This window comes from Microcoleus sp. BR0-C5 (assembly GCF_036705045.1).
Lineage (GTDB): Bacteria > Cyanobacteriota > Cyanobacteriia > Cyanobacteriales > Microcoleaceae > Microcoleus.
On sequence record NZ_JAUBTR010000156.1, the window covers coordinates 1 to 4,060 of the forward strand.

Annotated in this window: 4 protein-coding genes and 1 pseudogene; all 5 read right to left on the reverse strand. The window is 41.1% G+C overall.

Going from position 1 to position 4,060, the window contains the following annotated elements; translation table 11 throughout:
• Positions 1-463: 463 nt before the first annotated feature.
• Complete coding sequence (locus QUB08_RS31380) at positions 464-1,066, reverse strand: AraC family transcriptional regulator (protein ID WP_333230142.1); 603 nt, start codon at positions 1,064-1,066, stop codon at positions 464-466.
• Positions 1,067-1,270: 204 nt separating this feature from the next.
• Positions 1,271-2,473, reverse strand: a pseudogene (locus tag QUB08_RS31385) (ISAs1 family transposase).
• Positions 2,474-2,548: 75 nt separating this feature from the next.
• On the reverse strand, positions 2,549-2,863 hold the full coding sequence (locus QUB08_RS31390; RefSeq protein ID WP_333230144.1) for a hypothetical protein: 315 nt from the start codon (positions 2,861-2,863) through the stop codon (positions 2,549-2,551).
• A gap of 525 nt (positions 2,864-3,388) precedes the next feature.
• A complete protein-coding gene (locus QUB08_RS31395; protein WP_333230146.1) occupies positions 3,389-3,637 on the reverse strand; it encodes a transposase in 249 nt (82 codons plus the stop codon).
• Positions 3,638-3,697: 60 nt separating this feature from the next.
• The coding region (locus tag QUB08_RS31400; RefSeq protein WP_333230149.1) for a glycosyltransferase at positions 3,698-4,060 on the reverse strand (363 nt) is incomplete at its 5' end.

The window sequence follows — 4,060 nt, forward strand, 5'->3', positions numbered from 1 at the left end:
AATCACCAAATCCGATTAGCAATGCTGAAGACTCAACCGCCTCAATTTTCTCCATCCTTTACATAAAAGCACTACCCCAGCATGAAATCAGATGCACTGAATTCAGGTAAATTTATATGGAACTTCCCCCGCCTGCTCGCGATCGTTTCGGTCTAAACCATACGTGGCGAGACTTTCCCGGTTGGGGAAAATCTTTTACATAACTACAAGTCTTGGAAACTTTTATGTAGCCGGGTTTTTGCTTAATTTTAATATCTCACAAGAGGTTGTAGGCAAAGATTAAGAAAATCTTAAAGACATGACTGCAGATGTTTAACGGTCAAATCGCCCAAACCTATATACCAAAAGAGATACAACCAACGGGAAGCGCTCCAAAGTGGAGAAGTTCCGTTTATACAAGACGACTTTAATCATCTTTGCCAGTTCAAGTCGAACACTTCCTTGCGAATTGAACATATTCTTGCTACATCATACGAAACTGCTTGGGTGAAATGCCTGTGTATCTGCGAAAATGCTTAGCAAAATGGCTGGGATTGGCAAAACCACACTCGATCGCAATGTCATTCATCGTGCCTTCTCCCTGCTTCAGTAATTGCTTCGATTTCTCTACTCGCTGCTGAATTAAGTACGCATGAGGAGTCGTTCCAGTTGATTGCTTAAATAATCGACAGAAATGGTACTGGCTAATCTGCAATTCATCTGCAAGGGTGGCTAATGATAGGTTCTCACTTAGATGAACATTCATATAATCAAGAGCTTGCTTCAGTTTGTACTTAGGTAAGCCACCTTCATACTCTGGTAGAATGTGCTTGTGGGTTGAGTAGTTTCTCAACAAATGTGCTGCCATAGCTGTTGCCATTGACTCCGCATAGAAGCAACTATTTGTTGCATCAGTTTCTAATACCGTTTTCAGAGCTAAGACAATTTGACAGACTAGCGGATCGGGCGTTGATAGCGTCGGCATCAGTTCAATTTGCTCTGGATTTGCAGACTCGTAGGCAGCATGAGCTAGAAATGTAGGATCGAGATAGCAGTGAGTCGTTTCCCCTACCTGACTCGATCTCACTTTTAAGGGCACATGAGCAGGGTAAACGCATCTAAATTAATTTGACAAAAACGCGACTTTGTGCATGAATAAATAACTCAACAAACCTTCTTAAAATCCTTAACTTTAACCCCACTTTAGCAGATCAAACCAGAACTTTAAGATTTTCTGAACTTCTTAAAGCCGGATAGTTTTTATTTATAAATTGGTATTAGATTTCGAGTGTTAACTGGCAGAGTTGAAAATTTGAACTAAATAATTATTATCCATTGCGGCTCGATACCGTTTCATTTTTAGACTTTGTGCCGGAAGTTTTTTCTTGTTTCAGTAAATTTATAGCTAGTCTACGTAGAAGTGCAAAATTTTCGGGCGAGTTCTTTTTCCGAATCCGGCTTTTATCTTCACAAAATGTAACATCGAGTGTCCAATGTAAGCTATTTTCAATTCCCCAGTGACTGCGGATTGCCCCAGCAATTTTTTCAGCATTACTGCTTAAACTACTTAAGTAAAAACGAGCGTCAGTGGTGGTTTTATTCCACAATCGTCGTTCACTAACTATCATAACAACTGTTTTTAATCCACTCCATAATTCTTGATTATGTAGAGGTGGTAACTTAGATACATCAACCGTCCATACTTGTCTTTTTTCCACTCGATGATGTCCCGCTTCTACTTGTTCATGCCGGATTGTACTTTTGGCCTAAAAAGTCGGTTTCTTGAGCTACTTTAAACCATTCTTTCACGCCTTTGTGCAGGAGCTTTTGATTCCCTTTTAAAGCTAAAATGTAATCTCCTTTTTTCTTGATAATCAGAGATGTTATGTCTTTTTGACAGCCCATAGCATCGATGGTTATTATACTTCCGGCAATTTCTAGCATTTCTATTAATTCCGGTATGGCTGTCAGTTCGTTAGATTTTTTATGAACTTTTTTTTGTCCTAAAACTAATTGATGAGATGAAGACCAAGCCGTAACTATATGTAGCGCTTTTTGTTGGTCATTTCTGTCATAATATTGTTTCATTGTTTTGCCATCAATGGCAATTACCTCTAGTTTTAATTCCCCCACTATCGAATTTACCCAACTCAAAAAACATTCTTGAAACTGCTGCGGTTCAATTCGGGCAAAGAAGGAGACTAAATGTATCATGAGATGGTATACCATTCGGTAATTCTAGAAAGCTTTTTAACCATTCATATTTGGCGTTGCCATAGGCTTCTATTGCCACCCATCCGTCGGCACCGCTGATGACAGCTAGAATGGCAATCGCGATCAGATCTTTGAGCAAATGTTCTTTACTTCTTTCTATTCTGGGGTCTTTCAAGTTAGCAAAATGCTCTAAAAAACAGGCATTTAATATATTCCTTGAAGGCGATGAATCTGTTTGTTTTTGTGGTAAAATTACACTTTTACTAAAACCTTTTGCCATTGATAGTATCCATAAAATACAACAAATTACATGGAAAATTAGTCGGCTCTAACTGTAGCATATTTTGGGTTAAAGTTAAGATGCGTTTACCCTGGGCACATGAGCAGGAAAAATTTCAATATGCCCCTTTTCCTGTTGGTCATGTTGACATCGATAACGCTTTCCATTAACTACCATCTCTACTTCCGTTGGCTGCTTCCATGATGGTAGCGAAATGAGGTGCTGAAGACCTGTTGTTTCAGGGAAGTCAATTGCAGGCAGTTGATAATGTGCAAGATGGATATTTTTCCATCCCCCTTGTTGACTGGAGTGAATTACTGGACGCGGAGCAAACGTTAAGGTTGAATCTTGTTGAGAGTAATCGATCTCTAAAGGTCTCTCGGCTGACATCCTAAATTTGCTCTTTAAATTTGTACGAATAATGGTTCTTTAAATAGCGACCCAAGTGGTCTAACTACTAACTCACTATAGCAATCCGATCTGAGTCTCACAACACAACGCCATCTTGTCTTCCTAGACTTCTTGTATAGCAAGACTTTCAGATTTTCCCTATCTAGAAAATCACTTAGGATTGCTATATTATCTCAGATGATTAACTTTTATCCCCTCAATCCGCCTACGCTGCCCCTGGGGGGTGCGGAATGTGGGCTTTAGAGGCGCAATCTCTCTTAAAAAGCCCCTATATCTGTGATTACGCAAGTCCAAACTCACAGCCCGATCGCCCTACGCATCCACCTCCTTCAACCTATCCTCCAAGAGCATCCGCATTCTGGTTCACTTTCTTGCACCCCGTCTTTGCTGCCAACATCGGCAGTTTACGATGCTCTCCCGACGGACATATCCACAGTAAACCTGACCGTGGCTTCTTTGTCCGGTGCTTGCAGTTTGTTCATAAGACTAGGGCGTGTTTTCAAACTATAACCACAACAGAATGCAGGCGATCGTAATCATGGCTGTATAATTTGCAGCCAGCTTCTCATATCGGGTTGCGATCCGACGAAATTGCTTGAGTCGGTTGATCGCACGTTCAACAATGTTGCGTTGAGGGTAAATTTCACGGCTAAAAGGGCCTCGACGGGGCTCATTTGACTGTTGTGGGATAGTAAAGCAGCAGCACAAGAACTCGGAGCAGGAGAAGAAGTAAAAGGTAAACCCCAGTCGCATTAGTCAATATAGCAACCGCCAAGACGGTTAGGACGTTGTTAATGGCTGAAACGATTGATTTTATTGCTTATTCCTTCTTCCTTCTGCTATAGATGACAAAATCTCCTGGTAAGCATCAATGGTTTGTTGGGCGATCGCCTCCCAATTATAATGCTTTTTTGCATACTCTTTGCCATTTAATCCCCGCCTTTGTCGCTCCTGTGGATTGAGAAGTGCTGATTTGATTGAATTGGCGATCGCCCCTACTTCCAAAGGCCCCACCCAACCAGCTTCTGCTTGCTGTATGTTTTCCGCAATATGTATGCGATCGGAAATGGCGACAGCTACACCCGCGGCCATCGCTTCGGCTACAGCAATGCCAAAGTTTTCGTAATAAGAAGGCAATACAAATAAGTCGGCTTTTGTCAACAGTTCAACTTTTAA